This window comes from Microcoleus sp. S13_C5 (assembly GCF_036700845.1).
Taxonomy (GTDB): Bacteria; Cyanobacteriota; Cyanobacteriia; order Cyanobacteriales; family Microcoleaceae; genus Microcoleus.
Window position 1 is genome coordinate 1 of sequence record NZ_JAUBPR010000220.1, and the last position, 4668, is coordinate 4668.

The window sequence follows — 4668 nt, forward strand, 5'->3', positions numbered from 1 at the left end:
TTTTCGCCAAGGCAAGTTACCTCGGTACCCCAGCCAGCCCACTACGCTACACAATTTACCACCGTAGCTAAATCCTTCTTTGACACCTGGTGGTAATTGAGAGTATCCTGACCAGCCACAATCTTTACACTGGCATAAGGGGCGACGATATTCTCTAATTTCTACGGGTTGCTCTATCAGTTCGGCTACTTGTTGTACTTTCCTCTTTGCTGTTGTAACTGGTTCCACTGCTGAGAGACACACCGGACATGTTTCTAGTTCAAGCTCAATGATTTTGTCTGGTTCTCCAAATCCATTGCGCGTCTTGCCAGGATGGTCATATTTTGGGCCGCGTTTTTTCCCTTTTTTTCGCTTACTTTTGTCGCTGGGCTTGAGGAGCAGGTCTGCTGATGGTGGAGTGGAACTGTTTGATGAGGTGCGGTTTTTTAGCTTGTCGAGCGCTTCTTTTAACTGTTCGCTCTCCTGTTGCTGCTGTTCTATCAACTGCTGCTTTTCTTGGAGTTTTCGTTGTTGCTGTTTGAGCTGCTGTTGTTGCTTGAGTAGCCATTCTGCCAACGACAGCATTACCTGTGCCATGTTCTCTGTTGCGATGGCTATCTCGTATGGTTCGCTCGTCAGTGCAGTTGGTTTTAGCATGGAAGCTACTATACTCTATTTTTGCCTATTTGGCTCAAATCCTTACTACGCTTGCTCAGAACTGGGTTCTGAGCCTCCATTGGCAATACCGCAACACAGTTGCGGTGAGCAGTTACTTTAAAACTTCAAATGCTTGTCAACAATTTAACTCGTTCAATTTTTCAAAACCTCAATATCCCTTATTTCTAGTTTTCCTCTGCGTAGAGTGACAAAAGAGGGTTAATTTCGCGACATCGCTGCCCTTGAAGATCGAGGGCGATAATCTCTCATTGCCGACCTTTGCTTCGCGACTATAACTCGCGAAGCACTTGCTTCTTTGTCGAAAGTCCAATTGTTACCAATGGTCTTTCTGCTGAATTTACAGCCCTTTGGCGAGCTAGGATATGTAAGTTAGTGCTTACATTAATTGAGATGAGTAGAACGAATCGAAGTGCAGCAGAAACCCGCGATCGCCTGTTGAAAGCCGCGATTGAAGTTTTCTCTACAGAAGGCTACGTTGGAGCGACAACTCGTGAAATTGCTCGTGTTGCAGATGTGAGTGAAGTTACTTTATTTCGCCGCTTTCAGAGCAAAGAGCAAGTGTTGAGTGCTGTTGCCCACCACATTACAGCATTGCGGACGGAGGCGTTGGCGCATCAAGACGAATGGACTTATGACTTGCGCCGCGATCTCCTGCATTATGCAAAGCTCCACGACGACATGCTGGAGGAGTACGAAGCTCTATTTCGGATGTTTATTGGTGAAGCTCACCGGCATCCGACAGAAGCACTGGAGGTGCTTCAGCAATCATTTTTACCGCTGCGTGAAAAACTAATTTCCTATCTACAAACCTGTGTTGAACGTGGCAGTATTCGTCCGAATGTTGACCTGCCACTAGCAGTGGATCAATTGACTGGAATGCTGCTGTCTGGTATGATTGGCCGCCATGTTTCTCAAGTAAACCGGGGCTACAGCCGTAAACGATACATCGAAGGGTGTGTGGATTTATTTGTGCGGGGAGTTAGCACAGCAGCGTCTTCTGTAAGTCGTACTTCGTCTCCAGAATGAAGGTTCCTGACAATTTTCGTATGAATTTGACATATCCGAATTGAAGCACCCTAACCCCTTGCGGTGGTGCGAAGCACCTGCCGTTCGCGATCGCAGAAGTAGAGACTAAAGATGGAACGCCCTCAAATACAGAGTCATGCAACTGAACCAGATTCTATTGATATTCTGGCTTTTACCGATTTGGAAGAGTCTGAGCCTCAAGACCACAAAAACGCTCAACAAAAGCGAACAAAACCATTAAAAAAATTGAAACTATCTGCCTGTGATGCTGCCGGGTACGTGCAGGGACCGCTCAAGTGGGCGATCGCCCTGACGGCTTCTCTAGGAGCCATTCTAGAAGTCATTGATACCAGCATTGTGAACGTTGCTTTAACAGATATGCAGGCGACATTAGGCGCAACCGTGACCGAAATTGCTTGGGTCGTAACGGGTTACGCGATCGCCAACGTTGTGATGATTCCGCTCTCTGCTTGGTTGGGGGACTTTTTCGGCAAGAAAACCTACTTTGTCTTTTCAATGATCGGATTCACAGCAGCCTCGATGTTATGCGGTCTATCCATCAACCTGCCGGTGCTGGTGGTAGCTCGAATTCTCCAAGGCTTCTGCGGAGGCGGACTGTTGGCAAAAGCGCAAGCGATTCTGTTTGAAACTTTTCCCCCTGCTGAACAGGGGTTAGCGCAAGCGGTGTTTGGAGTTGGGGTGATTGCAGGCCCGGCTATTGGTCCCACGCTAGGCGGCTATTTGACCGATACGTTAGGCTGGCGCTGGATCTTCTTTATCAATTTGCCCGTCGGCATTCTGGCTGTCATCATGGCGATCGTGTTTCTCCGACCTGACTCGAAGCAACACGGACGGAGCCAGCAGAAAGTGGACTGGACAGGAATTGTACTGCTGTGTATTGCGGTAGGTAGTTTGCAAGCATTTTTGGAAGAAGGGGAAAAAGAAAACTGGTTTGAATCGGGTTTTATTACGCTCCTGGCGTTTGTGGCGGTTATGGGGCTGTTTCTGTTCATCTGGCGAGAACTCAGCACAAAAGCACCAGCAGTTGACTTACGGGTTCTGCGGCATAAATCCCTGGCAGCCGGTAGCCTTTACTCTGGTATTTTGGGCATGGGGTTGTACGGAGCCTTGTTTGCTGTACCGTTGTTTGCTCAAGGCGTGCTGCACTTTTCGGCAACGCAAACCGGATTTCTACTCGCTCCAGGAGCTTTAGCGTCCGCCATCATAATGGTTTTACTGGGCAAAATTTCGACTAAGGTGGATGCCCGCATTTTAATTGCGCTGGGAGCCGGTGGAACGGCAGCCGTCATGTTCGAGCTGGCAAAAATCACGCCCCAAACCGGAACTGATGATTTGTTTTGGCCCCTAATCTGGCGCGGTGCAACTACGGTTTTGATGTTCCTGCCCCTGAGTTTGGCAACATTGGGTTCCATCCCCAAAGAAGATGTATCGGCTGGCTCGGGCTTCTATAACTTGACTCGTCAGCTCGGTGGTAGTATTGGCATTGCCATTCTGACCTCATTACTGGCTCAACGAGAGGCTTTTCATCGAGCCATTTTGTTGGCAAAGTTAACGCCTTACGATCCAGAAACAACTGAGCGGCTCAGTGCACTAACTGGTTTTTTTCAGAGTCGCGGTTCTGATGCCACAACTGCCCAACAACAAGCCCTCGCCGCGCTCTCCCAATTAGTCAATACGCAGGCAGCCGTTCTATCCTACGCAGACATTTTTCGCTTTGTCGGCATTGTCTTTCTCTGCTCGCTGCCATTGCTGCTGTTTCTCGGCAAGGGAGGCGCTGGAGCCAAAGCACCTGCTGCTCACTAACGTGATTTCTGAGAAATACAGCGTATTCCAAGTTTATGAAGTACAGTAGCAGCAGCTTGTAAACCAGTTTTTGAAGTGCTTAGTATTAACCAAATCAAGCGCAGTAGCTAGTAAAATGTCTACCATCTTGGTACATTTGTGACAAGTTAAGAAAAAGTGCAAATTATCAAGGGGGTAGACAAAAAAAGGTAAAATAGGATGAAACCTTTACCGGGCAAGCAGTTGAACCATAATTGAACCAGTTATGATTAGCAAAAAAGGAATCAACCGAGATCATGCAAAGAAAAAAAATCGTCCCCAAGTAGAAAATGAAGTGATCGCGAATCACCGGGAAGATTTATTAATTCCGGCAATGGCTGCCCACAACACTTTTTATCGGCAACTAAATCTAAGAGATATAATTCTGACACTACCATTAATGATGGCAGCAATATTAAGTTTATTATGGCGAGACGTAGCAGGATTAACAGAGTTAACCAGATTATTAAATAGAGAAGGATTTTTATGGTGTCAGCCACAAGAAATTAGCCAACAAGCATTATCACTCAGATTTTTAACTTTTCCAGCAATTTTATTGGAAAAAGTATTTAAAGAATTATTGCCTCATTTTCGCCGAAAATGGTTAACAAGAAAATCAATACCACTACCAGATATCGTACAATTTGCCTTAAAAAACTTTGATGATATCTGGATAGCTGACGGCTCAACATTAGAAGCATTATTTCGTAAATTAGAGAGTTTATCAGATGTTCCAATTGGTCAATTAGCCGGAATAATGGGAGTAATTATAGACCTAGTAACTCATCTTGCCGAAAAAATTTGGTTGGGGGAAAATCCGAAACAAGCAGACACTAATTGGGAGTAAAATTTACTAAAAACAGTTAAGCCGAAAACCTTATTATTATTGGATAGAGGCTTCTTTCACTTCGCTTTTTGGTCAAAGTTAATCGAGCAAGAAATTGGATTCATCACTCGACTCAAGAAAGGTGCATCTTATCAAATCGAGGGGTATTGACCAATACTTATGATGTCAAAGACCAGATAATTAAAATAGGTGCATGCACAAAACAGACACCAGCTTTGACTATAGAACCCATTTGAGATCTTTTTAATGATCGAGTAAAATCAGCAAGATAGAGAGCAATTTAAGCAGGTCAGGGC

The 4668-nt window shown here is 45.5% G+C and carries 3 protein-coding genes and 1 pseudogene; 3 read left to right on the forward strand and 1 reads right to left on the reverse strand.

The annotated features are described in order from the left end of the window. Nucleotides 1–636, reverse strand: a pseudogene (locus QUA04_RS28705) (IS66 family transposase); the annotation flags it as partial. Between the two features lie 411 nt (nucleotides 637–1047). Between QUA04_RS28705 and QUA04_RS28710 the strand changes: the two are divergent. The 3 genes from QUA04_RS28710 to QUA04_RS28720 all read left to right on the forward strand — a co-directional run bounded on the left by QUA04_RS28710 (nucleotide 1048) and on the right by QUA04_RS28720 (nucleotide 4372). Then, nucleotides 1048–1683 (forward strand): TetR/AcrR family transcriptional regulator, encoded by a 636-nt coding sequence (locus QUA04_RS28710; RefSeq protein ID WP_333263916.1) that lies wholly within the window; start codon nucleotides 1048–1050, stop codon nucleotides 1681–1683. A 111-nt stretch (nucleotides 1684–1794) separates the two neighbouring features. After that, on the forward strand, nucleotides 1795–3507 hold the full coding sequence (locus tag QUA04_RS28715; RefSeq protein ID WP_333263919.1) for a DHA2 family efflux MFS transporter permease subunit: 1713 nt from the start codon (nucleotides 1795–1797) through the stop codon (nucleotides 3505–3507). A 244-nt stretch (nucleotides 3508–3751) separates the two neighbouring features. Beyond that, a complete protein-coding gene (locus QUA04_RS28720) occupies nucleotides 3752–4372 on the forward strand; it encodes a hypothetical protein (protein ID WP_333263922.1) in 621 nt (206 codons plus the stop codon). Nucleotides 4373–4668 lie beyond the last annotated feature (296 nt).